The 25,600-nt window shown below is 39.3% G+C and carries 25 protein-coding genes; 19 read left to right on the top strand and 6 right to left on the bottom strand.

The genetic code is table 11. The features are described 5' to 3' along the window. Positions 1–23: 23 nt before the first annotated feature. The 13 genes from phoU to EP1_RS02390 all read left to right on the top strand — a co-directional run bounded on the left by phoU (position 24) and on the right by EP1_RS02390 (position 10,608). Positions 24–701 carry a phosphate signaling complex protein PhoU gene (phoU, locus tag EP1_RS02450; protein ID WP_067622913.1) on the top strand — a complete coding sequence of 226 codons (678 nt, stop codon included), beginning with the start codon at positions 24–26 and terminating at the stop codon, positions 699–701. Positions 702–890: 189 nt separating this feature from the next. Next, complete coding sequence (locus tag EP1_RS02445) at positions 891–1,307, top strand: MarR family winged helix-turn-helix transcriptional regulator (RefSeq protein WP_067622906.1); 417 nt, start codon at positions 891–893, stop codon at positions 1,305–1,307. 4 nt (positions 1,308–1,311) lie between these two features. After that, a complete protein-coding gene (locus EP1_RS02440; protein ID WP_067622904.1) occupies positions 1,312–2,178 on the top strand; it encodes an NmrA family NAD(P)-binding protein in 867 nt (288 codons plus the stop codon). Between the two features lie 157 nt (positions 2,179–2,335). After that, positions 2,336–3,880 carry a daptomycin-sensing surface protein LiaX gene (gene liaX, locus EP1_RS02435; protein WP_067622902.1) on the top strand — a complete coding sequence of 515 codons (1,545 nt, stop codon included), beginning with the start codon at positions 2,336–2,338 and terminating at the stop codon, positions 3,878–3,880. Positions 3,881–3,905: 25 nt separating this feature from the next. Further along, the gene (locus EP1_RS02430; RefSeq protein ID WP_067622899.1) at positions 3,906–4,223 is read left to right on the top strand and encodes a PspC domain-containing protein; all 318 of its coding nucleotides are present in this window, start codon (positions 3,906–3,908) and stop codon (positions 4,221–4,223) included. Continuing rightward, complete coding sequence (locus tag EP1_RS02425) at positions 4,223–4,585, top strand: phage holin family protein (protein ID WP_067622895.1); 363 nt, start codon at positions 4,223–4,225, stop codon at positions 4,583–4,585. Before EP1_RS02430 ends, EP1_RS02425 begins: the two co-directional genes overlap by 1 nt. A gap of 357 nt (positions 4,586–4,942) precedes the next feature. Beyond that, on the top strand, positions 4,943–5,878 hold the full coding sequence (gene hprK / locus EP1_RS02420; RefSeq protein WP_067622892.1) for an HPr(Ser) kinase/phosphatase: 936 nt from the start codon (positions 4,943–4,945) through the stop codon (positions 5,876–5,878). A gap of 1 nt (position 5,879) precedes the next feature. Beyond that, positions 5,880–6,710, top strand: coding sequence for a prolipoprotein diacylglyceryl transferase (lgt, locus tag EP1_RS02415; RefSeq protein ID WP_067622889.1), 831 nt, complete (start codon positions 5,880–5,882; stop codon positions 6,708–6,710). Positions 6,711–6,778: 68 nt separating this feature from the next. Continuing rightward, positions 6,779–7,798, top strand: coding sequence for an NAD(P)H-dependent glycerol-3-phosphate dehydrogenase (locus EP1_RS02410; protein WP_067622885.1), 1,020 nt, complete (start codon positions 6,779–6,781; stop codon positions 7,796–7,798). A gap of 19 nt (positions 7,799–7,817) precedes the next feature. After that, complete coding sequence (gene galU, locus EP1_RS02405) at positions 7,818–8,720, top strand: UTP--glucose-1-phosphate uridylyltransferase GalU (protein WP_067622883.1); 903 nt, start codon at positions 7,818–7,820, stop codon at positions 8,718–8,720. Positions 8,721–8,926: 206 nt separating this feature from the next. Then, complete coding sequence (locus EP1_RS02400; RefSeq protein WP_067622879.1) at positions 8,927–9,487, top strand: TetR/AcrR family transcriptional regulator; 561 nt, start codon at positions 8,927–8,929, stop codon at positions 9,485–9,487. Positions 9,488–9,601: 114 nt separating this feature from the next. Next, complete coding sequence (locus tag EP1_RS02395; protein WP_067622876.1) at positions 9,602–10,039, top strand: DUF948 domain-containing protein; 438 nt, start codon at positions 9,602–9,604, stop codon at positions 10,037–10,039. Positions 10,040–10,041: 2 nt separating this feature from the next. Further along, entirely contained in the window at positions 10,042–10,608 is a 567-nt protein-coding gene (locus tag EP1_RS02390) for a YtxH domain-containing protein (protein WP_067622872.1), read from the top strand. Positions 10,609–10,654: 46 nt separating this feature from the next. Here EP1_RS02390 and EP1_RS02385 read toward each other — a convergent pair whose 3' ends face one another. Then, a complete protein-coding gene (locus EP1_RS02385; RefSeq protein ID WP_067622869.1) occupies positions 10,655–11,755 on the bottom strand; it encodes a M24 family metallopeptidase in 1,101 nt (366 codons plus the stop codon). A gap of 196 nt (positions 11,756–11,951) precedes the next feature. On the opposite strand from EP1_RS02385, the gene ccpA reads away from it, so the two are divergent. Then, on the top strand, positions 11,952–12,956 hold the full coding sequence (gene ccpA / locus EP1_RS02380) for a catabolite control protein A (protein WP_067622866.1): 1,005 nt from the start codon (positions 11,952–11,954) through the stop codon (positions 12,954–12,956). A gap of 70 nt (positions 12,957–13,026) precedes the next feature. On the opposite strand, the gene treR is transcribed toward ccpA, so the two are convergent. Beyond that, a complete protein-coding gene (gene treR / locus EP1_RS02375) occupies positions 13,027–13,749 on the bottom strand; it encodes a trehalose operon repressor (protein ID WP_067622862.1) in 723 nt (240 codons plus the stop codon). A gap of 450 nt (positions 13,750–14,199) precedes the next feature. Between treR and treP the strand changes: the two genes are divergently transcribed. After that, the gene (treP, locus tag EP1_RS02370) at positions 14,200–16,146 is read left to right on the top strand and encodes a PTS system trehalose-specific EIIBC component (RefSeq protein ID WP_067622859.1); all 1,947 of its coding nucleotides are present in this window, start codon (positions 14,200–14,202) and stop codon (positions 16,144–16,146) included. Positions 16,147–16,162: 16 nt separating this feature from the next. Beyond that, positions 16,163–17,785: an alpha,alpha-phosphotrehalase gene (treC, locus tag EP1_RS02365; RefSeq protein ID WP_067622856.1), complete on the top strand. Its 1,623-nt coding sequence runs from the start codon at positions 16,163–16,165 to the stop codon at positions 17,783–17,785. Positions 17,786–17,813: 28 nt separating this feature from the next. Here the strand turns inward: treC and EP1_RS02360 are convergent, their stop codons facing one another. From EP1_RS02360 to EP1_RS02345, 4 genes are all read right to left on the bottom strand, one after another. Next, entirely contained in the window at positions 17,814–18,320 is a 507-nt protein-coding gene (locus tag EP1_RS02360) for a QueT transporter family protein (RefSeq protein WP_067622853.1), read from the bottom strand. A gap of 119 nt (positions 18,321–18,439) precedes the next feature. Continuing rightward, positions 18,440–19,192, bottom strand: a complete 753-nt coding sequence (locus EP1_RS02355) for a 3-oxoacyl-ACP reductase (protein WP_067622849.1) — start codon at positions 19,190–19,192, stop codon at positions 18,440–18,442. Continuing rightward, positions 19,189–19,410: a DUF2829 domain-containing protein gene (locus tag EP1_RS02350; RefSeq protein ID WP_067622845.1), complete on the bottom strand. Its 222-nt coding sequence runs from the start codon at positions 19,408–19,410 to the stop codon at positions 19,189–19,191. The genes EP1_RS02355 and EP1_RS02350 overlap by 4 nt, the downstream gene beginning before the upstream one ends. A gap of 211 nt (positions 19,411–19,621) precedes the next feature. Then, positions 19,622–22,006 (bottom strand): transglycosylase domain-containing protein, encoded by a 2,385-nt coding sequence (locus tag EP1_RS02345; RefSeq protein ID WP_067622842.1) that lies wholly within the window; start codon positions 22,004–22,006, stop codon positions 19,622–19,624. Between the two features lie 329 nt (positions 22,007–22,335). Between EP1_RS02345 and tyrS the strand changes: the two genes are divergently transcribed. The 3 genes from tyrS to EP1_RS02330 all read left to right on the top strand — a co-directional run bounded on the left by tyrS (position 22,336) and on the right by EP1_RS02330 (position 25,567). Beyond that, positions 22,336–23,598 (top strand): tyrosine--tRNA ligase, encoded by a 1,263-nt coding sequence (tyrS, locus tag EP1_RS02340; RefSeq protein ID WP_067622837.1) that lies wholly within the window; start codon positions 22,336–22,338, stop codon positions 23,596–23,598. 145 nt (positions 23,599–23,743) lie between these two features. After that, entirely contained in the window at positions 23,744–24,652 is a 909-nt protein-coding gene (locus tag EP1_RS02335) for an AEC family transporter (RefSeq protein WP_067622834.1), read from the top strand. Positions 24,653–24,676: 24 nt separating this feature from the next. Continuing rightward, entirely contained in the window at positions 24,677–25,567 is an 891-nt protein-coding gene (locus EP1_RS02330; protein WP_067622830.1) for a deoxyribonuclease IV, read from the top strand. Positions 25,568–25,600 lie beyond the last annotated feature (33 nt).

Below are 25,600 nucleotides of genomic sequence, written 5' to 3'. Positions count from 1 at the left end.
CAAGCTTAATAAGGAGGGCAAAGATGTTACGTACACAATTTGAAGAAGAATTATTAAATTTGCACAACCAATTTTATGAAATGGGTATGATGGTTTCAAGCGCCGTCCACAAATCGGTGCGATCGTATATTGACCATGATAAAAAGTTGGCTCAAGAAGTTATTGATCACGACACCGAAATCAATGACATGGAAGTTCGCTTAGAAAAGAAAAGTTTTGAAATGATTGCTTTGCAGCAGCCGGTTACGACTGATTTACGAACAATTATTACAATCATGAAAGCTAGTTCTGATTTGGAACGGATGGGGGATCATGCCGTTTCGGTTGCTAAGTCAACGATTCGCTTAAAAGGCTTACCACGAATTTTAGAAGTTGAGAAAGAAATCAATGAAATGTCTAACTATGTGAAAAAGATGGTCGACAATGTCTTGATCGCTTACGTAAAAACAGATGAAAAAGATGCTCGGATGATCGCTAAGATGGATGAACGTGTCAACGATTATTTTCAAAAAATCTACGACATGACTACGAATATGATGGAAAAAGAGTCTGCTACAATTATTAGCGGAACCGATTATTTGCATGTCGCTGGTTACTTAGAGCGTGTGGGTGATTATGTTACCAATATTTGTGAATGGATCGTATACTTAGCTACCGGAAAAATTACCGAGTTGAATAGCAACCACAATGAGACTTTTTAGTAAATTATAGGAGGTGTGACAAAAACTTGTCATACCTCCGTTTTTTTTGAATAAATGGTATTCCAAAAGGAGCTTCTTATTTCTAAAGCTGACAACTTTTTTAGTTAAGGGAATCTAAATAATTGGCGTTTTTACTTTACGAACAAAGAAATAGTTAGTAAACTAACCACATGAAAAGGAAGTGTTTTTTTGGAAAATACTGGGTACTTAATCATGAACAGTTCTAAAAAATTAACTTATCAATTAAATACGGCTCTGCGTGAAGGGGAGTTGACTGCACCACAATGGGCCGTGATTCAGCAAATCAGGCGCTTTGAGCGAACCAATCAAACAATCACGGCAAATCAATTAACCAAGCTGCTGGAGATGGATAAACCCACGATTTCAGCAATGATAAAACGTTTGGAACAAAAAAAATTTATTAGTAGAATTCAGAGTCCCTCAGATAGTCGGGCCTATTATTTAAGACTGACCGTTCAAGGAAAACAGGCTTATGAATTTGGTAAAGCAATCAGTGACGAGGTGTTGTCATCCTTTCTTGCACCCTTATCAGAAGACGAACAGCAACGATTAAATCAACTATTAGAGCAATTAGATCAGGAGTGATATCATGGAAAAATTTTTAATTATTGGCGGAACGGGTAATATCGGTTTTCCGTTAATTGAACGCTTGGCTCAAGAAGATATAGAAATCATTGCCGGTGTGCGTCACCCGGAACAGGCCCATGAGACCTTCCGTCCATTTAAAAATGTGGAAGTAAAGGCCTTTGATTTTTTAGAACCGACTACGTTTAATGCTGCATTGCAGGATGTTGATCGCGTCTTTTTTGTGCGACCACCCCAATTAGCAACGCCTAAAAAGGATATGTTTCCCTTTTTAGAAAAATTGAAAGCTAAGGGAATTAAGCAAGTCGTCTTTGTTTCTTTGATTGGTGTAGAAAAGAATCCGATGACACCTCATCATAAAATTGAGGAGAAAATAATTGAACTTGAACTTCCCCATACCTTTATTCGCCCGAGTTTCTTCATGCAAAATTTGAGTACGACGCATTTGGAAGATATCCAAAAGCAGCAAGATCTCTTTGTGCCAGCCGGCAATTCAAAAACTAGTTTTATTGATACACGGGATATCGCTGCTGTAGGAGCTGAATGTTTATTGAATCGTCAGTATCTCGATCAAGCACTTGAGATTACTGGTCAAGTTGCTCTAACTTACAAAGAAGCCGCTGCGATTATGACGAGCGTTTTGCAAGAACTGATTACTTATAGCCGACCTAGTTTATTGAAATTTCGTAAAACGATGTTACAACGAGGGATCAAGAAAGATTATGTAAATGTGATGGTAATGCTTTATTTGATCACTCAGCTAGGTAATGCTAAAAAAGTAACAACTACGATTTATGAGGTGCTTGGGCGTGAGCCAATTTCTTTTGAAACCTTTGTTAAGGACTATCAAACTTTATTTTTAGCTAAATAAAAAAATATTAATCCCTTCATTAATCAGAAAGAGATAGCTGTTTTAGGAAGTCGGATAAAAAGATGGGTCTTTAGTCCTATGACAAATACTCAAAAACATTGCATAATATGAATGTAAACAAAAGTAATGTATTTGCTTTTTGAAGGAGGCAATTTCTATGAATGAAAGACAACGAATTTTAGAGTTAGTTAAAAAAGGAATTCTATCGACTGAAGAAGGTTTAGATTTATTAGAAAGTATGGCCAAGGCAAAAGACGAAGCGCAGATCAAACAAGCTGCTGATAAAGTCGATTCTTACCACCGTGACCAAGCGACCAATTTAGTGAATGACTGGGAAAAGGACACAGAAGAAGTGAAAAGCTCTGAAGAACAGGACTTGGAAGATCTTGAAGCTTACTTCGATGATTTAGCAACGGAAGCCAACCAAATTTCTGCTCATATTGATGAAATTAATCAGAAGAAGCAGGACTTAAAAGCCGCTCTTCATGAAAAAGAAGAAGTCTTGATGGAATTAGATACAAAAGAAGAACTAGATACCTTATCAGAAGAAGATGATGCAATCCGTAAAGCAGTGGAAGCTGAAATCGATGAGTTAAAGGATCAAATCGATGAGCTAGAAAATCAAGCAGCTGAGGAAGAAGAACAATTAAAAAATGTTCAAGATGATCAAAATGATCGACGCCAAGCACGCAATCGCGCACGTTTTGATATCCCAGATGATTTGAAAGACCAAGCATCGGAAACTTTTACGCAAGTTAGTGAAAAATTAGGTGAAGCGGGCGTTCAATTAGGCCGTTTAATGAAAAAAACTTGGAAAACTGTTTCAGATACAGTTGAAGAAAATGTAGACTGGAAAGATTTTAATGTTAAAGTTCCAGGTTTGGTAACGTCTAAGTTTGAGCATCAATTTTTATACACCGATGTTGAGCCGACGTTGCTTGATATCAAGCTGGCGAATGGGAAAGTTACTTTAAAATCCTGGGATGATTCAGCGATCAAAGTGGATGCGAAAATCAAGCTTTATGGTAAAATGAATGAAGCGACGCCTCTACAATCTTTATTGGAACGTAGCCAGATTGAAGTGAATGATGAGCATATCTCATTCCAAATCCCAAATAAACGGGTACAAGCAGATTTAGTCTTTTATTTGCCAAAACGGACCTATGATCATGTGGCAGTCAAACTCTTAAATGGTGATTTGACGGTTGACGAAATGGATGCAAAAGATGTTTATGCCAAGACAACCAATGGCAATATCAATTTTAAACATATTAATGCGACGATGCTTGAGATCCAAGGCGTTAATGGCAATATTGAGATTCGCGAAGGCGAGATTTTAGATTCCATTATCGAAACAGTTAATGGCAGTATCGCAACTAAAGCGGCAATCCGAAATTATGGGATCTCTTTAGTTAATGGTGATGTAAAATTAACAGCAGGTCACGATAGCTTACAAAAAATCAAAGCCAGCTCCGTCAATGGGAATGTGAAAGTTTCGCTAGGAAAAACGATTGGCCTAGAAGGGTTAGCTAAAACCAGCCTAGGAAGTATTAATGATCGTTTATCAGATTACGAAGTTGTCAGAGAGAAAAAAGAAAAAACTAATCGTTTACTACAATTTCGTCGTGTAGCCGATGAAATGGCTCAAATCGATGTTTCGACAACAACCGGAAGCATTTTCTTGAAAGATTTTGACAATTAAGAAATAATAAGGAAGGAAGATTCATATGCAAAAGAGATTACAAAAATCACGATCTAATGTGGTACTGACCGGTACCTTAGCTGGGATTGCCGAATATTTCGGCATCGACCCAACAATCGTGCGTGTGATTTATGTTTTCTTAAGTTTCGGCTTAATCGGCGCACCGGTCATATTATATATCTTGTTAGCATTAGTGATTCCTGCTGGAGCAAAAAGTAGCGATTCATATGGACATAACAATCCGTACTATGGTAACAACAATTATAAGAATTATGAAAATAAAACAGCCCGCCAACGCAAGAAAGCGGACAAAATCGACGATGATGACTGGAGCGACTTTTAATGACGTACCTACAGCGCTTAATAGCTAATGCATTGATTTTTATTTCACTTTCGGTGCTCTTTCCTTCTTACGTTTATGTGGAGAGTCTAACGATGGCTATTGCTGCAAGCTTTGTTCTATCAATATTAAACATGTTAGTGAAACCAATTTTGACGTTGCTTTCACTCCCGTTAAATATTTTAACTTTAGGACTGTTCAGTTTTGTAATTAGCGCTGGTATGTTGCAATTGACTTCCAACTTATTAGGAAATTTTCGCTTTGGCTTCTCCAGCTTTGCTGTTTCGGTTTTAGTGGCAATTGTTATGGCGTTGATCAATGTGATCGTTTCAGAACATAATATCGATAAATACGCGGATAGGTAATTAACTTACCTATCCGTTTTTGCTAGTCTAACTTTTTCCAGTTATTTAAAATTGGGGGAATTAAAAAAATTTTCCTATTATAATTGCAGAATAGTTGGATCGTAGGCTTGTACGAATCAATCTTTTTTTATTTTTGAAAAAATTATTACCTAGGAACGAATTAGCTGTCAGTTCACTTCATTTTATAGGAAAGTGGAAAAAAAAAGTCTGATAAATTGTAATTGAATGACATCCACCCCACTGACTTTATAAATTATTTGTAAAGCCTTTTTTTATTATGGTTGAAAGAAGTATCCACCTAGTCACTCCATGGATAAAATGATAAAATAGAGCGGAAGTGTAGAAAAGAGGGATTATATGGCTGAAACAGTAACAGTAAAAGAATTAGTCGATAAACTTTCATTAGAAGTAGTAACAGGCGATCAAGCAAGTCTGGAGCGGGTCATCACTACCGGCGATATTTCTCGTCCGGGTTTAGAATTGACTGGCTATTTTAATTACTATTCTCATGATCGTTTGCAGCTATTTGGAAATAAAGAAATCGCCTTTGCGGAACGAATGATGCCAGAAGAGCGGTTAATGGTTTTACGAAAAATGTGCAGTGATGATACTCCTGCTTTTATCATTTCACGCGGGTTGGCTCCGTCAAAAGAAATGATTCAAGCGGCTAGTGAGCGTGATATTCCAGTTTTGAGTTCGCCAATTTCAACATCGCGTTTATTAGGTGAAATCTCAAGCTTTCTAAATGGCAGTTTAGCGCCTCGGACCAGCGTTCACGGTGTTCTAGTAGACGTGTATGGTTTGGGTGTCTTGATTCAAGGAGACAGCGGGATCGGTAAGAGTGAAACTGCGTTGGAATTAGTTAAACGCGGGCATCGTTTGATTGCTGATGATCGAGTGGATGTGTATCAACAGGATGAATTGACTTTAGTGGGTGAACCACCGAAAATTTTACAACATTTAATTGAAATCCGCGGTATTGGAATTATCGATGTGATGAATTTATTTGGGGCGAGCGCTGTTCGTGGTTCGATGCCAGTTCAATTAGTGGTCTATTTGGAAAGCTGGTCGAAGGATAAAAAATATGATCGTCTAGGCAGCGGAAATACCGAAGTAGAAATCGCGGAAGTGAAAATTCCACAAGTTAAGATCCCCGTGAAGACCGGGCGAAATGTCGCGATCATCATTGAAGTTGCGGCAATGAATTTCCGAGCTCGGACGATGGGTTACGATGCGACGAAGACCTTTGAAGATCGCTTAACTCAATTAATCGAAGAAAATTCCGATCAATAAGATGGTAGCTCAAGTAAATCGTGTAGCCTTTGAATTGTTTGGTCTTCAAATTTATTGGTACGCGCTCATCATTGTTTCAGGAATTGCCATCGCTTTGTGGTTATCGAATCGTGAGGCTTCGCGAGTGGGTTTAAAAGAAGACGATATGACGAACTTTCTATTGTGGGCATTACCAATTGCGATCATCGGAGCTCGATTGTATTATATTTTGTTCGATCTAGAACCTTATTTAGCCGACCCAATCCAAATTTTCAATACGCGTAATGGGGGATTAGCAATTTATGGTGGCTTAATCGCAGCAGTCATCGTTTTGATCATCTATACCCGCCGTCACTTTATTGATCCTTGGCTATTTTTAGATGTCGTGGCACCAAGCGTGATGTTGGCACAGGCTATGGGACGCTGGGGAAACTTTATGAATCACGAAGCATACGGTGGCGAAACAACACGGCATTTTTTAGCAAGCTTACATCTACCACAATTTATCATTAACAATATGTATATTGACGGGGCTTTTCGTCAACCGACCTTTTTATATGAATCAATGTGGAATTTGATAGGTTTTCTATTGATTATCTTTTTACGGAAAAAGCTCACAGTTAAACGTGGCGAAATCTTTTTAGGGTATGTAATCTGGTACAGTTTTGGCCGGTTCTTTATTGAAGGGATGCGGACAGACAGTCTTTACTTATTTGGCGGAATCCGCGTTTCACAATTATTGTCTGCCTTGTTATTTGTTGCAGGGGTTGTCCTACTGTATTATCGCCGTAAAAAATTACCAAATGTGAAGCCCTATGAACGGGATAAAGGGACTAATCAAGCTTTAATCTAGCACGGAAGAATTTACTATCTATGCTATGATAATCAAAGAAGTATTTGAAAAACTAGGAGGAAATCACTGTGAAGCAAAAAGTTGCAGTTTTAGGCCCAGGCTCTTGGGGAACGGCACTTGCACAAGTTTTAGCTGAAAATGGGCATGAAGTAACGCTCTGGGGAAATCATGAGGCCCAAATTGACGAGATTAATACGTACCATACGAATCGTCATTATTTGCCAGATTTAAAAATTCCTGAAAGCATTAAAGGAGAAAAAAATCTAAAAAATGCTGTGAAAGATGCGGATGCTGTTTTATTTGTAGTTCCAACCAAAGCAGTCCGGTCGGTGGCTCAGGAATTTGCGCAAGTAGCTGAAAATAAACCAGTGATCATCCATGCAAGTAAAGGTTTAGAGCAAGGAAGTCATAAACGAATTTCAGAAATTTTAATAGAAGAAATTCCAGCAGAACTTCGACAAGGCGTGGCGGTTCTATCTGGACCAAGTCATGCGGAAGAAGTTGCTGTCCATGACATTACAACAATTACCGCAGCTGCCGAAGATCAAAACTTAGCGGAATACGTACAAAAATTATTTATGAATGATTATTTGCGAATTTATACCAATCCAGATGTCATCGGTGTTGAAATGGGCGCTGCTTTAAAAAATATTATTGCATTAGGTGCCGGTGCTTTAGCGGGACTTGAGTATGGTGACGATGCCAAAGCGGCGATTATGACCCGCGGCTTAGCTGAAATCAGTCGTTTAGGTGTGAAGATGGGTGCTAACCCTTTAACGTTTATTGGATTGAGTGGAGTCGGTGACTTGATCGTAACGTGTACGTCGATTCATTCGCGGAATTGGCGAGCTGGAAATCTGTTAGGCAAAGGACATAAATTAGCTGAAGTCCTAGACAATATGGGGATGATTGTAGAAGGCGTCTCCACGACTAAAGCAGCGAAAGAGTTAGCTGATAGTCTGAATGTCAGTATGCCAATCACAGAGACGATCTATGATGTTTTATACAATGATAAAGATGTACGGCAGGCCTGCAATGATTTAATGACCCGCGAAGGTACATTTGAAAATGAATTTACATTAGATTAGAAAGTGTGGGAAAAGATACATGCGAGTGAAAAAAGCAGTTATTCCAGCCGCAGGGTTGGGAACCAGATTTTTACCAGCCACGAAAGCGATGGCGAAAGAAATGTTACCAATCGTTGACAAGCCGACGATTCAATTTATCGTTGAAGAAGCTTTGAAATCGGGAATCGAAGATATTTTGATTGTCACCGGAAAAGCGAAACGGCCGATTGAAGATCACTTTGATTCAAATATCGAGTTGGAAATGAACTTGCAAGAAAAAGGTAAAACCGATCTGTTGAAATTGGTGGAAGAAACAACAGATGTAAATCTACATTTTATCCGTCAATCTCATCCTAAAGGGTTGGGTCATGCGGTTTTACAAGCACGGGCTTTTGTTGGAAATGAACCATTTGTTGTTATGTTGGGCGATGACTTGATGGAAGATCGCGTTCCTTTGACTAAACAATTAATGAATGATTATGATAAAACCCATGCTTCAACGATCGCAGTAATGCGTGTGCCGGAAGAAGATACTTCAAAATATGGGATCATCAATCCAGGCGAAGAAGTTTCTAAAGGCTTGTTTAATGTCAAGAACTTTGTAGAAAAGCCTAAACCAGAAGAAGCACCAAGTAATTTGGCAATCATTGGCCGCTACTTGTTAACTCCTGAGATTTTTGATGTTTTAGCAACCCAAAAACCGGGAGCAGGCAATGAGATTCAGTTAACAGATGCGATTGATACTTTGAATCGGACACAGCGCGTCTTTGCTCAAGAATTTACGGGAAAACGTTACGATGTCGGTGATAAATTTGGATTTATGACGACCAGTATTGAATATGGGTTGAAGCATCCAGAAATTAAAGACAAATTACATGATTATATCATTGCTTTAGGAAAAGAATTAAGCAGTGAGGATGCAGCTAAAACGAAGAAACAATAATTTAAGAACTAACAATAGTAGCTAATCACTTAGTTGTGGGAAGAGTGTGACGGAAATTCCGTCACACTCTTTTTTATATAATCAGTTATTTTAAAAGTGATAATAAGAGCTTCTTTTATTCTAAAATGTTGAAATGATTTATAGAATTGTTCAAGTGTTTTGTTATATAATATTTCTTGAAAAGACTGATTTTAAAAGGAGACTCAATGAAAACTTCTCGATTAAATAAAGAAACTGTCATCGAATGTGCGATGGATTTAGTTTGCGAATCGGGCATCACCGGGTTACGTTTAAATAAAATTGCCGATCGTTTGGCTGTCAAATCCCCTTCTTTATATACTCATACTGGAAATATCACAGAGCTGCGGCAAGCCGTCATCCAACGAGCAATGGAAGACTTTCGTGAACAATTAGTAGATTCTTTAATGGGACGGGCGGAACTCTGCGCTTTTATCGAATTAGGAAAAACTTGGGCCACTTATGCCAAGGAACAGCACGTTTTTTATTCAGTATTTTACGAAAAAGAATATTCAGTTTCTTATGAGAAAAGTATTTCAATTTTTCTCAGATCAGCATTTGAACGAATCTTCTTAGACTGTGATTTAAATGAAAAGGAAATTCTCCAAGTTGAACGTGTGCTGACGAATTATTTCCGTGGTCAGGCCGATCATTTTACTGAGGGAACAATTGACGAAGAGGAATTAATTAGTGATTTAGAGATCATCTATAGCGGTATCTTGCAAAAATTTGCCAAAATTACTCAATAAGACAGAGAATTACTCGTTGCTTTGTTACAATCGGCCCTTTCTCTTTCATAAATTTCTACGGGAATGGTATAATTTGAATTAGCATAGTCAGTGAAAAATGAGAGGAGCGATTGAATGAGCTTAGGTGGCATTGCGGCAATTATTGCGGCACTTGCATTTGTCGTGTTGGTTATCTTTTTAGTGCGTGTGTTGAGCCAGGTCTCTAAAACAGTTGAGAAAGTCGAGACAACCGTGACGGAAGCCAATACGACGATTGATGTTCTTACCAAAGATGTGGATTTACTTATGCAGCAAGTAGAGGGATTGTTGGTTAAAAGCAACCATTTACTGAATGATATTAACGGAAAAGTCGAGACAATCGATCCACTGTTCACCGCGGTGGCAGATCTAAGTCAAAGTGTTTCTGACTTGAATAACACAAGTCGAAATTTAGCGGGGAAAGTTGGCGGTGTCGGAAAAACGGCAACAAAAGCCAGTGTTGCGGGAAAAGTTGGCGCAACAACAATGAAATTCTTTAAAGACCGTAAGACAACTACGAAAGCGGAGGGATAGGAATGGCAAAACGAGGAAAATTCTTAACAGGAGCCTTGATCGGTGGAACTGCTGCCGCGGCAATAGCTTTATTATTAGCACCGAAGTCTGGTAAAGAGTTACGCGAAGATTTAGCAAAGAAAACAGATGATTGGTTAGATTTAGCATCAGATTATACCGATGAGTTCGTAACTAAGACGAGTGAAATGGGTTCGATTGTAAAGGACAAAGCTGCTGATTTAAGCGAACAAGCCAATGACCTGGCTGCGAATATGAAGGATAAAGTTAGTGATTCTGTAGACGATATGGATGACATTGCATCCGATACATTAGAAGATTTGAAACGGCAAAGTTCTGATTTGTCAGATCGTTTCCGGAAAGCAGCAAGTGATGTACAAGACGTTGCAGAGGATGCTTCTGATGATATCGTCATCACTGTTAAAGAAGCTAAAGCTGACGCTAAGGAGACTGCAGCTGAAGGTGCTGAGGCTTTGGCTGAAAAAACAAAAGAACTTAAACAAGAAGAACCTGATTTTTCCGAGGTTAAGGAAGAACTAAAAGAAGAAGTCGAAAAGAATAATCCAGCATAATAGTAAACATAAACAAACCGCCATTCAATCTGAATGGCGGCTTTTTTTATAAGATAATCAAATCTTTTGAAGTTTTAGTAAATGGGACACAACCATTTTTTGTTACATAAATACAGTCTTCAATTCGGACACCGACATCGTTTGGTAAATAAATTCCTGGCTCGATTGAGAAGCACATCCCTTCTTTAACAACAAGGTCATTTCCACCAACGATTTGTGGAAATTCATGGATCGTTGTACCAATTCCATGACCTAAGCGATGATTGAAATATTCACCATAGTCATGGCTTTCAATCACATCACGGGCAATCTTGTCTAACTCTCCACAAGTAATCCCTGGTTTTACTGCTTCTTGAGCTTTTAATTGTGCTTCTAGAACAATATTGTAAATATCTTTTTGGTGATCGGTTGGCTGGCCACAAGCGACTGTTCTGGTTGCATCGCTGCAGTAACCGTTAACGATTGTTCCAAGGTCGAATAAAACTAATTCATTTTCTTTACAAGTGTTTTTTCCGGGAGTTCCATGGGGGCTGGCAGCATTTGGTCCAGCTAGGACTTCAGTTGGGAAAGACATTTGCTTAATCCCTTTTTTCTTCAATTCGTATTCAATCTCTGCGACGATCTCTTCTTCAGAAACACCAGGTTTGACATGTCTGAACCCAATTTCAAAAGCTAAATCAGCTGTTGAGCCAGCTTCAATCAAGCGTTGACATTCGTCTTCAGTTTTATATAGTTGCAATTCTTGAACAAGTGGAGTCAAATCAGCCGAAAAATCGGCAGTTGAAAAGGCTTCACTTAAACGTAAATAACGATCTAAGACTAATTGATTTTTTTCTAGGGCGATCTTTTTAGGGGAACCATAACGCTTTTTAATTTCATCCACAATTAGTGCAAAAGGATCTTGACTATCCAAGTAGCCCACCACATCGTATTCGAAGCTGCTGGCTTTGGCATCTTCCACCTCTAAGCCTGGAGTAAAAAGAAATGGATCTTTTTCAAGTGGAATAAACAAAGCTAAAACACGTTCCATGGGATTGCTATCAAAGCCGGAAAAATAGCCAATATGACTGGCATCAGAAATATAAGCCAAATCTACATTGTTTTTCTCCATCCATTTGCGTAATTCTGAAACTTTTTCTTGGTTCATTAGACATCCTTCTTTCCTTTAACAGTAGGTTCATTGTAACACTAATAAAATTTATTGAAAAACGATTGTTGTAAAACGCTTACAAAAAAATGAGAGAAAAAGGGTAAAACGGTTGCAATCAATGAAACAACGTGCTATTATCTTTTAGAAATGTAAATGATATTTTCTGAAAACAATTTAAAAGGAGCATCTATCCATGGAAAAACAAACAATTACGATTTACGATGTTGCCCGCGAAGCAAATGTTTCAATGGCCACCGTTTCTCGTGTAGTCAATGGCAACCCAAATGTAAAACCCACAACACGTAAAAAGGTGTTAGAAGTGATTGAACGCTTAGATTATCGACCTAACGCAGTTGCCCGTGGTCTGGCAAGTAAAAAGACAACTACGGTCGGCGTGATTATTCCAGATGTAAGCAACATGTTTTTTGCTTCATTGGCGCGTGGGATTGACGATATTGCTACTATGTATAAATACAATATTATTTTAGCCAATTCTGACGGCGAAGCTCAAAAAGAAGTCAATGTATTGAACAACTTATTAGCTAAACAAGTGGATGGTGTCATTTTTATGGGTCACCGCATCACTGATGAGATTCGGGCAGAATTTTCACGTTCAAAAACACCGATCGTTTTAGCGGGTTCAATCGATCCAGATGAACAAGTCGGCAGTGTTAATATTGATTACTCAGCAGCAACAAAAGAATCCATCGATTTGTTGGCAAAACATGGCAATCAAAAAATTGCTTTCATCAGCGGCGCCTTGATTGATGCAATCAATGGACAAGCACGGATGGGTGGCTATAAAGAAGCTTTGAAAGAAAATGGTCTTGAATATAATGAAGGCTTGATCTTTGAAGCACCTTATAACTTTAAAGAAGGCTTGGCATTGACTGACCGTATTTTAAATAGCGGCGCAACAGCAGCTTATGTAACTGATGATGAATTAGCGATTGGTTTATTAGATGGCTTAATCGATAAAGGAATCAAAGTTCCTGAAGACTTCGAAATTATCACCAGCAATGATTCATTGCTAACCGAAGTAGCACGTCCGCGTCTAAGCAGTGTGACACAACCATTGTATGATATCGGTGCTGTGGCAATGCGTCTATTGACAAAAATGATGAACAAAGAAGAAATCGAACAAAAAACAATCGAATTGCCTCATGGTATTTACGAAAAAGGTTCAACCAAAGCATAGTCTACTAAAAAGAGACCGAAATCATTTTTATGATTTCGGTCTCTTTTTTGCGAAGCTAGTTGCTAAAAAATTACATGGTAGAAGGATGGCGGCGGGCAAAATCAAAGAAGCGAAATTTATCGACTTGATGACGACTTTCCGTGTATTGAAATTGACGGGCATCATTAGTAAAAACGCGACTTTTGACCGAAACGATATTGATATCGTGCTGGTTTAGATCAAGGAGCTCACGGTCTTCATCCGTCAAAGCATCGATCGTAATTTCTTTTTCAGCAAAAGCGATCGTTAGCCCTAACTGATTTTCGAAATAACGATAGATGGAATCCTTGGCAATTTCAGTATCAATTTCTGGAATGATCGCAGTTAAAAGGAGATCTTTATCGAGGATAACTTTTTTTTGTTCGATTGCTCGTGTTCGAATCAATTCCCAACATAACGAACCAGCTTCAAAACCAGTTATCTGGGCAGCTTTTTCATCAATCACAATTTTTTTTAGACTGATGACTGCGGTACTACTTTCATAACCATAAGAATTTTGTAATTCTTTGTAACTGGTTAGACCAGAAACAGGGAAACGCAATTGTTCGCGTTTTAAAACTAGTGATCCTTTACCTTGAATTTTTTGAATGTAGCCGTTCGCCATTAAAAGGGCTAAAGCCTTACGAATCGTATCCCGTGAAACGTGATAGCTTTGCCGTAAACTATTTTCACTAGGTAAATAAGAACCGGCCTCATAAATTCCCTTTAGAATCCCTCGTTCAATCGCTTGATAGATCACTTCATAATTTTTCATTTGAACCTCCTTTTAAAATAAGTAAGTTTTTTCGGTAAAAATTGTCTACCTCCTTGAAAGCTTTGAGCTTGAAGGTAGATTTTAACCTGGCTTCTTAAGTCAGTGTATTCTAAAAAAGAGTTAAATAAAGTTCGCGTATTAACTTGTCCGGATAGGTATATTAATTATACAAAGGAAAAATTTAAAAGTAAAACAGGTTCCACGCATTAACCTGTTTTAAAATGAGTAAATTCTTATTTTAAAGTAAACTTGTTGGGTTTCTTACCAACCTGTCGGTTACTATTAGACTGATTTTTCAAGGCTAAAATTTTTAAGAGATCGATTACATTAGAGTTTTCTAATTTTCAGGCGTGGACTCGAAATGTAAGCGATTTACAAAGTGTTTAAAACTCGGTATAGTAAAACTAGTAAATATACTTGTCCAGACAAGTTAAAACGGAGGGAAAAAAGATGGGGAAATATGAAAAGGATACGAAGGACCTGCTGACGGCGATCGGTGGTAAGAGTAATATCTCTGCTGTTACGCACTGTGCCACTCGGATGCGCTTTGTTTTGAATGATCCGAAAAAAGCCGATGAAGCAAAAATTGAAGATATTCCTAGTGTTAAGGGAATGTTTACTAATGCAGGTCAGTTTCAAGTAATTATCGGAAATGACGTTGCAGTCTTTTACAATGAATTTGTGAATGTTTCAGGAGTCGAAGGGGTTACAAAAGAAGCCGCTAAATCAGCGGCGAAACAAAATCAAAATCCAGTCCAACGCGCCATTACTGTTTTAGCAGAAATTTTTACACCATTGTTACCAGCAATTATTGTCGGCGGTTTGATTTTAGGATTTCGAAATATTTTGGAAGCCGTGCCCATGGGCTGGCTGAACGGTCAAACGATTGTAGAGGCTTCAACTTTTTGGAGTGGTGTGAACGGATTTTTATGGTTGCCAGGGGAAGCAATCTTCCATTTCTTACCAGTCGGGATTACTTGGAGTATTGCCCGGAAGATGGGAGCAACCGAAATTCTAGGAATTGTACTGGGGATTACCTTAGTTTCTCCGCAATTATTGAATGCTTATGCTGTAAATGGTACAACGGCTGCAGAAATTGCTAAAAACTGGACATGGGATTTCGGTTTTTTCACAGTTGATAAAATCGGTTATCAAGCCCAAGTTATTCCAGCCATGCTAGCGGGTTTTCTACTTGTATATTTGGAACGCTTCTTCCGGAAACATATTCCCGAAGCTGTCTCAATGATTTTTGTGCCATTTTTCTCTTTGCTGCCGACGATTTTAGCGGCCCACCTCGTTTTAGGGCCGATCGGTTGGAAAATCGGGACAATGATTTCAGCAGTAGTAAATGCGGGATTAACTTCAAGCTTCAGTTGGTTATTCGGCGGGATTTTTGGGGCACTTTATTCACCGCTAGTGATTACTGGATTGCATCATACGACTTTAGCGATTGATACTCAGCTGATTGCTGATTTTGGTTCAACGAATTTATGGCCGATGATTTGTTTATCAAATATCGCTCAAGGTGCGGCTGTTCTAGCCATTGTTTTTGCTCATCGCGGCAACAAAAAAGAAGAACAAGTTTCGATCCCATCGGTTATTTCAGCTTGGCTAGGGGTGACTGAACCGGCGATGTTTGGGATCAATCTAAAATATACCTATCCTTTTATTGCCGCAATGATTGGTAGTGGTATCGCCGGACTATTTGTGACACTATTCAAGGTTCGTGCGTTATCGATTGGGGTTGGTGGGCTGCCTGGAATCTTAGCAATCCGTCCACAAGATTATTTAATCTTTGCCATCGCCATGTTGATTGCGATTGCAGTACCGTTTATTTTGACACTGACTTTCCGTCGCATCGGGCTATTTAACAAACTTGATCGTATGGAAGCGGAAAATGTTCCGACTTTAGGCAGTGAAAACAATAAAAAAACGGGAGCGGTTGTTGAGCTTTTTGCTCCGATTGCAGGTATGGTGCATCCTTTAAGTAGTGCGAAAGATCCTGTATTCTCAGAAGGTATGATGGGTCAAGGAGTAGTGATTGACCCTAGTGAAGGAAGATTAGTCGCGCCATTTGATGGTCAAATTAGTCTGCTGTTTCCGACAAAACATGCGATTGGCTTAGTCAGTACGGAAGGAACGGAAGTTTTGATTCATATTGGTATTGATACAGTTCAATTAGATGGAAAATATTTTACTAGCCATATAACACAAGGGGATAGTGTGAAAAAAGGTCAGCTATTGATGGAATTTGATCTAGCTGCAATTAAAGCAGCTGGCTATGAGGTACAAACCCCGATCATTGTGACAAATTCGACGGATTTTCAAGTGGATCCATTAATTGAAGAAGCAGTGGTCACACACGATGAGAAGATCCTATTAGCAACAGAATTATAAAAGTTGGAGGCTGAACATGAGTTTTAAAGAGAAAGTAATCTATCAAATTTATCCCAAATCTTTTTTGGATACCAATCAAGATGGAGTTGGTGATTTAGCGGGAATTAAGCAGAAACTCCCGTATCTAAAACGTTTAGGTATTGATATGATTTGGCTTAGTCCAATTTATGTCAGTCCGCAAAGAGATAACGGCTATGATGTCGCAGATTATACTGCTATCAATCCTCTGTTTGGTACGATGGATGATTTTGATGAATTGATCACAGCCGCTAAGGAATTAGGAATGGAAATTATGCTAGATATGGTTTTTAATCATGTATCGACGGAGCATGAGTGGTTCCAAAAAGCATTAGCTGGGGAGCAAAAATATCAAGATTATTTCATTCTGAGAGATGAACCGACGGATTGGGTTTCAAAATTTGGTGGCAATGCTTGGGCACCTTTTGGTGATTCTGGGAAATATTATTTACACCTATTTGATGTGACTCAAGCCGATTTAAATTGGCGTAATCCAGCCGTGAGGGAAGAGCTATTTAAGGTCTTGCGTTTTTGGTTGGCGAAGGGTGTCAAAGGCTTTCGTTTTGATGTGATAAATTTAATTGGCAAAGATGAAATATTAGCCGATTGTGCTGAGAATGACGGCAAACCGGCGTATACAGATCGACCGATCAACCATGAATTCATTCAAATGATGAACAAAGCAACGTATGGCGCTGATCCAGAAGTGGTTACGGTTGGTGAGATGAGTTTTACAACGGTGGAGAATTGTATTTTGTATACGCGACCAGATCGAGAAGAATTGGATATGACCTTTAATTTTCATCATTTGAAAGTCGATTATGAAGATGGAAAAAAATGGACTCAAATGCCCTTTGATTTTGATAAGTTAAAAGAATTGTTTCATACTTGGGGAACGCAGATGAGTGCAGAACAAGGTTGGAATGCCCTTTTCTGGAATAATCACGATCAGCCGCGAGCATTAAATCGATTTGTCGATGTGGATAACTATCGGGTTGCCGGTGCGAAGATGTTGGCCTCAGCAATCCATTTAAATCGCGGGACGCCGTATATTTATATGGGAGAAGAGATCGGGATGCTTGATCCGGATTTTGAGTCAATGGAGCAATATGTCGACGTGGAAAGTTTGAATGCCTATCAAGCGTTATTAGCCGAAGGGAAAACGGAGCAAGAAGCTTTTGAGATTGTTAAAACAAAATCGCGAGACAATTCTCGGATACCGATTCAGTGGGACAGTGGTGAATTTAGCGGATTTTCAAAGGTTACACCCTGGCTATCACTAGGAAAGTCTGCTAAGGAAATCAATGTCGCAAAAGAGTTGCAGGAGGGATCGATCTTTAGTTATTATCAAAAATTGATCCGTTTAAGAAAAGAATATCCTATAATTGCACAAGGAAGTTACGAAGCCTTTTTAGCAGAAGATCCCCAAATTTATGGCTATATTCGTCGTTTAGAAGAACAGAGCTTGTTAGTTCTCAATAATTTTTATCCACAAGAAACAACAATTGAGTTACCGGAAGAATTTTTAACTGGAGAAATTTTGATCAACAACTATCCAAACGAAAAGTTAATTGAAAAACTAACGTTGAAACCCTATCAAACCGTAGCTATATATCGATAAAAAATGCGTGAGCGAAAGCTCACGCATTTTATTTTGTCAAATCAAGCCGTTTATTTAAGAGATAGATCAGAATACCACCAAGAGTCATTGAAAGTAGCTCACCTAAACCGATAATCAGCCAGTTAAAGAAAAAAGGTGCTTGATAAAAGAAAGTCAATTGACCAGCCACTGTAAACATAGAAAAAGCGAAAATCAAGGCGGTAATAATCATTTTTTTCTTTAAATTTTTTATTTTTTTGGTAATGGCTCGACAAAGTAGTAAAACTAGCCAAGTCGAAAGACTCCCAAAAAGGACATCGACGATTCCTAAAGGTGAGGCTAAATTAGCAATCGCAACCCCTAATGTGACTGCAATGGTATAACGTTTGTTGAAAAGGGGTAAATAGTTGAACATTTCCGAGAGTCGGAGCTGAATCGCGCCAAAGCTGATGACGGATAAAACGAGGGTGACAGCAACGTAGAGTCCGGTTACGACAGCCATTTTTGCTGTGTCAGTGGTGGTCCAGCGTTGCGCTGAACTTTTTTCAAGATGCATAGTATCATTCTCCTTTACAAGAACTTGTCTTGTTAATAACTGCGACCAAAGGATTGAAGTGTCACAGTGCGATTATTCGCTAATAATCATCATAATGGAATGAGAAAAAAATGCAAGAGCTATTTTAATAGCCAGCCACCGTCAACCGGTAAAATAGTCCCCTGAAGATAACGTGCTTCATCACTGGCTAAAAAGAGGGTGGCATAAGCGACCTCTTCAGGATTGGCCCAACGTTTTATTGGGGTTTCTTCTGCAACCCATTGGGCCATTTTCCCATCACCAGCAAAATCGGCTTGATTCATGGGGGTTTTGATTGCACCTGGAGCAATTGCGTTAACATGTAGTCCTTGTGGGGCATAGTCTAAGGCTAGTTGCTTTGTAAAGCCAACGATGGCATGTTTACTCGTGGTATAAGCGATCCCGCCACCGCCGCCCACTAGCCCGGCGATTGAAGCCATATTGATGACTGTTCCTTTATTTTTTAACAACTCAGATAAGAGGAGTTTTGTTAGTAAGAACATACTGTTTAGATTAGTCGTTAAAATCATTTCCCATAAAGATTCTTCTGTTTCGGCTAAGGGAAGATAATCATCCAGTCTACCGGCCGTGTTTAGTAAAATATCCACTGTACCGAAAACTTCATGACAGTCTGCTAGTGCGGCTTGTAGCTGGGTTTTATTTCGGACATCACCGATCATAAAGGCTAATTGTTCTGGAAAGTTTTTTTTCAGGTCTAATAAATGCTGCTCTTGGCAATCAAAAGCATAAACAAACGCATTAGCTTTTAAAAAAGCCTCAGCTTGAGCTGCTCCGATTCCCGATGCGGCTCCGGTAATAAAGACGATTTTATCAGTAAAATCAAAGGTTATCATGCGACGATTTTCCAATCTTCAGCTAAAATATCGCAAACGGTTGGCGCAAAGCTAGAGAATCCTTCATCGGCCGTTTTAATTAGAAAGTAGGGTGTTACAGGAGCACCATCAAAATTCTGTTCTTTGACTAAAGTCACATAGAGTTCAAAACCGCTCCAGCCTTCACGAATAATTTTGGCGCCTTTTTTTAATTCAGGTAAAATTTCTTCAAAAGTCATGTGTTATTCCTCCCTAAAATACGTTTTCTTTCGCTAGAATACCAAAAAGCTGGAAGTCTCACAAGAGGAGACTGAGAGGGAACTAATGGTTATGTTGCGATTAAGAAATATTGTTCGATTTTTCTTCGTTTTCTTTTGGTTGCCAGGCTAAATCAAATAAAAGATGAAAAGACCGCTCAACCTGTCAAGTTGAGCAGTCTTTTTAAACGAATTAGTCATCCGTTTTTTCTTCGTCTGTTTTATCGTCCTTATTTTTAGCATTAACCTTGTTGCGGGTATTCCAATAAGTCTTATAGTTATCCGCGTTGCCGCCAATACCAAATTCATAAGTGTTATCGGCAGGACCGTCTTTCGCCCACAGTGAGGTTGATTCGCCACTAGGCACTTGATAATTTGTCCCGTCATGACTAACTTTTCCAGGCTTCAAGCCAGTAAAGTTAGAAACTTCGACTTGTTTGACATCATCTGCTAATTCGAATTTTTGATCTTCGCCAAAAATAGTTGGGTTGACTTGATAAATTCGTCCAGCAAGATAGGCCATGTAAGTCGCTGTCCGATTTCCTGCGCCGTCATTCATCGGTTTATTGTCATCTCGACCTGTCCAGGTTCCTAAAGTAATAGAAGGGGTAGAGACCACTAGCCAGTTGTCCGCATAGTTATCGGTTGTTCCGGTTTTACCAACCCAATCGGCGGTACTTAACGGATAATTTACACCACTTAAAATAGATTTGTAAGGGGTTGTGTGCTGTTCATTGATCACACTGCGCATCATATCGTTCATGATTGATGCTGTGGCTTTTGAAAATACTTGAACAGGAGCATCTTTGTGTTTATAAATTTCTTTTCCAGTACTATCGGTAATCGAATCAATCAGATAGCCTTGTTGATAGACACCACCATTGGCCAATGTTTGAAATCCGTTGACTTCAGTCACGGTTGAAACATTGGTTGTCCCAAGTGGTGCGGCTTCCACTCCCCAGTCGTGAGAAGCAGGATAATTCATTTTCTTCAGATAGTTATCATAAGCAAATTGATCGGAGCCTTTTTTAGCCAACATGTCTTGATAAACGTGGTAAGCAGGAATATTGGTTGACTCCACTAACGCTTCCCGCGCTGTTTGGAAGGTTTTGGAACCTTTATTCTCAGCATTTTTTAGTTCTTTGCCAGCATCTTCGCCCCGTTGATATTTCATTGGGAAATCAGCAATTCGCGTGGCGCTACCTAATAGTCCTTGGTCGATTGCAGGCCCGTAAACCAACATCGGTTTAATGGATGAACCTGCTTGACGAGAAGTATCAAAGGCATGGTTATTTTGGTTAGTATTATAATCGCGACTACCAACAAAGCCATAGATTCGGCCAGTCTGATTATCCATCATAACGGTCCCAGCTTCAACCGTCGCATCAGAACCGTCATCTAAATACTGTCCGTATTCAGCCACCCCTAGCTGCATGGCATCATAAATATTTTTATCAATCGTTGATTTTACAATCAAGCCTTGATTTTGCATCTTAACTTTAGCTTGTTCAATGTAACGATTCTGAACGTCGCTCTTAGCGTATTCTTCATCCTTTACACCATCGTCTTTGGCTTGTTGTTTAGCTACGATACTGATGGCTTCATTATAAACTGTGTAATAAAGGAAGCCGTGTTGTTGCACTTCGATGTCTTGACGTGGTTGGAAGTCTTTGGCAAGATCATATTTCTGAGCATCTTCGTACTCTTTTTTTGAGATGACTTGTTCGCGATACATGTTGAACAGTACATCGTCTTTTCGATCCATCCCCATTGAGTAATCTTGCTTCAAATCGCCAGTGTTCGTGTAAGGGCTGTAGACGATCGGACTCTGCGGCAGTCCAGCAATAAAAGCAGATTGTGGTAAGTTGAGATCTTTTGCATGGATGCCAAAAATACCAATCGCAGCTTCCTCGACCCCAGCAATATTTTGTCCTTTATTATTTCGACCAAAGGGTGAAACATTCAGATAAGCAGTCAAAATTTCATCTTTGCTTAAATATTTTTCCACATCTAAAGCTAGAACAATTTCATTGGCCTTACGCTTGAAGGATGTTTCATTGGTTAAAACTTGCTGTTTAATCAGCTGTTGCGTCAGGGTGGATCCACCAGAACCAGCCCCAAAGCCAACGACCTCACCTAATAAAGCCCGAACGACCGCTTTAGGAACGACTCCTGGGTGTTCATAAAAATTTTCATCTTCAGTGGCAACTAGGGCTTTTTTTACCCAGGGAGAAATAGCATCAGAACTTATTTTTTCACGAATCGGATCCGCCTGAATCGTAGCCAACTCTTGCTCATCAGCATAAAGCAGTTTGGATGACTCCGCGATGTCGCCAACTTTTTGCTTCATTTCCGATTTTGTCGGCGTTGGTGTACCTTCAACTAAATGTGCGAAATAACCAGCCCCGATACCGACCGCCAGCATGCCTCCTAAAAAAAGCACAACAATGAAACCAAGTAGCAACGATTTGATTACTCGTAGTGAAACGTTGAGTGCAAAAAGACCGCCTAGGTTCGATCGTGCTTTGCTCTTGCCGTTCTTTTTCGGTTGCTTATTTATTTTCTTCTTGCGAGCCAAAAAGTCCACCTCTAAATTCTATTCATTTTAATTATCTGTTGAATTATAGCAAAGTTTTGCTTCTATTAACAAGCGGATACAATGTTTGTAATCAAAACTTCAACTAATTGTTAACTAATACAAAACAAACATTATTATATTGCGGTCTTTTCTTGGTCCGCTTGATTTTTATTCAGGCCGAACTTTAAAGAAATCTAGCGAATGGCTTTTATTTCCAGTTTTTTTCAGTTAATATGGGGGAGTATGTATCATTGGAAATGATACGCTTAATCAGTATCGGCCCAACTGATTATAGTAAGGGTCATTAATAAAATTTAGGAGGACAAGAAATGAGTTCAGACTTTTTTCAAGAACTAAAAGCCCGTGGCTTAATTTTTCAAGTAACCGATGAAGCAGCTTTAGAAAAACAATTAAATGAAGAGTCTGTTAAACTATATATCGGCTTTGATCCAACTGCCGACAGTTTGCACATTGGTCACTTGCTACCAATCTTGACGTTGCGTCGTTTCCAACAAAATGGTCACGTGCCGATTGCTTTGGTCGGTGGCGGAACCGGTATGATCGGCGATCCTTCATTTAAAGATGCCGAACGACAATTAAATACTTTGGATACTGTTCAAAGCTGGTCGCAAAGTATCAAGAATCAGCTTTCAGGGATCATTGATTTTGAGAATAAAGAAAATCCAGCGATCGTTGCCAATAACTATGAATGGTTAGGCGAATTGAAACTGATCGACTTTTTACGAGATGTCGGCAAAAACTTTACAATTAACTACATGATGAGTAAAGAAAGCGTGAAGCGTCGGATCGAATCCGGTATTTCTTACACGGAGTTTGCGTATCAATTGTTGCAAGCTTACGATTTCTACGAGTTGAATAAGCGCTACGGTTGCTTATTGCAATTAGGCGGTAGCGATCAATGGGGCAATATTACGTCAGGGATTGAATTGATCCGGCGGGAAGAAGGCAAACAAGCTTTTGGTTTGACTATGCCGTTGATCACTAAAGCAGATGGAACAAAATTTGGAAAGACCGAAGGCAATGCCGTTTGGTTAGATCCTAAAAAAACATCGCCTTATGAATTTTACCAATTCTGGATCAATACAGATGACCGCGATGCCGTTAAATTCTTAAAATACTTTACTTTCTTAAGCTTGGAAGAGATTGCTGCGATTGAGAAAGCATTCACTGCGGCACCAGAACAACGGGCAGCGCAAAAAGCTTTGGCGAAAGAAGTAACGGTTTTAGTTCATGGCGAAGAGGCTTACGCACAAGCGGTGCATATTTCTGAAGCTTTATTCAGCGGAGATGTTAAGAGCCTTAGTGGAGCAGAAATTGAACAAGGCTTCAAGAATGTGCCAAGTTACCAAGTTCAGGCTCAAGATGAGTTGAACTTAGTTGAAATCTTACTGACTGCCGGAATTGAAAAATCGAAACGTCAAGCACGGGAAGATATTACTAACGGAGCCATCTACATCAATGGAGATCGTGTACAGGATTTGACTTACACATTAAGTGATCAAGATAAATTAGCTGAACAATATATCGTTGTGCGCCGTGGGAAGAAAAAATACTTTGTTTTACAATTTTAATTTGCTCACAAGCAGTCGGTGGCTAATAGACCGCTCGGAGACTGTTTAGCGTAGTTGTCAGAGAGGGATTGTACCAATTGAATTGGCGCAATCCTCTTTCTATTTTTTATAGGGAAGCGTTTCAGAATACTGTGGAGGTGAAGGTTTGGGAGCAGTTTTATTAAACTCATTGGGATTATTTGTTATGATCTTACTAGGCTATCTGACTAAACGGTTGAATTTGTTTGTTAAAGAAGACGGTTCAATGATTTCAAAGATTGTAGTAAACGTGACCTTGCCGGCAGCGATTATTGTGAATTTACAGAATTTAATGGTCGAAGGTCAACTATTGCTACTAATTGTGGCCGGTGTGCTGTTGAATTTACTATTGATCGTGATCGGCCACTTTTTATCCCAAAAGCAGGAGCGAGTTGAGCGGGAATTTTTGATGTACAGCGTTTCAGGCTATAATATTGGAAATTTTGCGATACCTTTCATGCAAAGCTTTATGCCGCAAGCAATCCCGTTGCTGTCTTTTTTTGATATCGGGAATAGTATTATGTTGGCGGGTGGTTCGAGTGTCGTAATTGAAGGGCTAAGCGGAAGCAATGAAAAACGGCCAAACATCCGGAGTGTTTTTTCTCGATTAGGTAGCTCAATTCCCTTCGTCTGTTATCTAGTCATGCTATTTATCCGCCTGTTCAAACTAGATTTGCCACAGGCAATCTTTCAGCTAGCGCAACCAATTGCGAATGCCAATACCTTTTTATCGATGTTTATGATTGGTTTATTTCTTGAGTTGCGTTTGCCCAAGAAAGACCTATCGTTAATTGTCCGTTTGTTAGCGATTAAGTATGGAGCGGGCTTACTGTTAGCCCTTTTCTTTATGCTACTTCCGTTGCCTAGTGTGATTAAAATAGTTTTATGCTTAGTTTCAGTCGGACCAATCACGACTTTTGGGGTAATTAACAGCGTCACAGCTGGAATGCGAGCTGAAGTGGTTGGTTTTACTTCATCCCTCAGTTTTTTGATCAGTTTACCGTTAATGACGAGTTTACTGTTGTACTTAAAATAATAAATAATTTTTTTGGAGGTATTTATGTTAATTGGTTCTCACGTAAGTATGAAAGGAAAAGAAATGCTACTGGGTGCAGCAAAAGAGGCGGCCGGCTATCAGGCTTCAACCTTTATGATTTATAGCGGTGCCCCGCAAAATACCCGCCGTAAATCCATTGAAGAAATGAATATTCCTGCGGGGGAAGCTTTCATGCAAGAGCATGGACTGTCCAATATCGTGATGCATGCGCCATACATCATTAATCTAGGAAATACGAAAAAACCAGAAATGTTCCCATTTGCCGTTCAATTTTTGCGCGATGAAATTATGCGGGCGGAAGCTTTAGGTGCCATGCAAATTACATTGCATCCAGGGGCCCATGTTGGTGCGGGGGAAAAAGCGGGCTTGGATCAAATCATCAAAGGCTTGAATGAAGTTTTGACGAAAGAGCAACGTGCACAAATTGCTTTGGAAACAATGGCTGGAAAAGGCACAGAGCTAGGAAAAACATTTGAGGAGCTGGCGTACATTATTGATGGTGTGACCTTAAATGAAAAACTTTCGGTCACTTTTGATACGTGCCATACGAATGATGCGGGCTACAATGTCAAAGAAGATTTTGATGGGGTATTGGCAGAATTTGATCGGGTGATCGGCTTAGAGCGCTTAAAAGTGATTCACTTGAACGACTCAAAAAATCCGATGGGATCGCATAAAGACCGTCATGCCAATATTGGCTTTGGGACGATTGGTTTTGCGGCCTTGAATCAAATCGCTCATCATGAAAAATTAGCGACATTACCGAAGATTTTAGAGACACCTTATGTCGGTGAAGATAAGAAAAATCAGCACGCACCGTATGGTTTTGAAATCGCTATGTTGAAGGCTGGGGAATTTGATTCTGACTTATTGGACAAAATTCAAGACCAATAATTCTTTAGTGACTAATTTTTGAATAAGCAGATC

The sequence above is a fragment of the Enterococcus pseudoavium NBRC 100491 genome, from assembly GCF_001544295.1.
In the GTDB taxonomy this organism is placed as follows: domain Bacteria; phylum Bacillota; class Bacilli; order Lactobacillales; family Enterococcaceae; genus Enterococcus_A; species Enterococcus_A pseudoavium.
The sequence above is the reverse complement of the archived record's forward strand: the minus strand, read 5'-3'. Positions and strand labels throughout refer to the sequence as shown.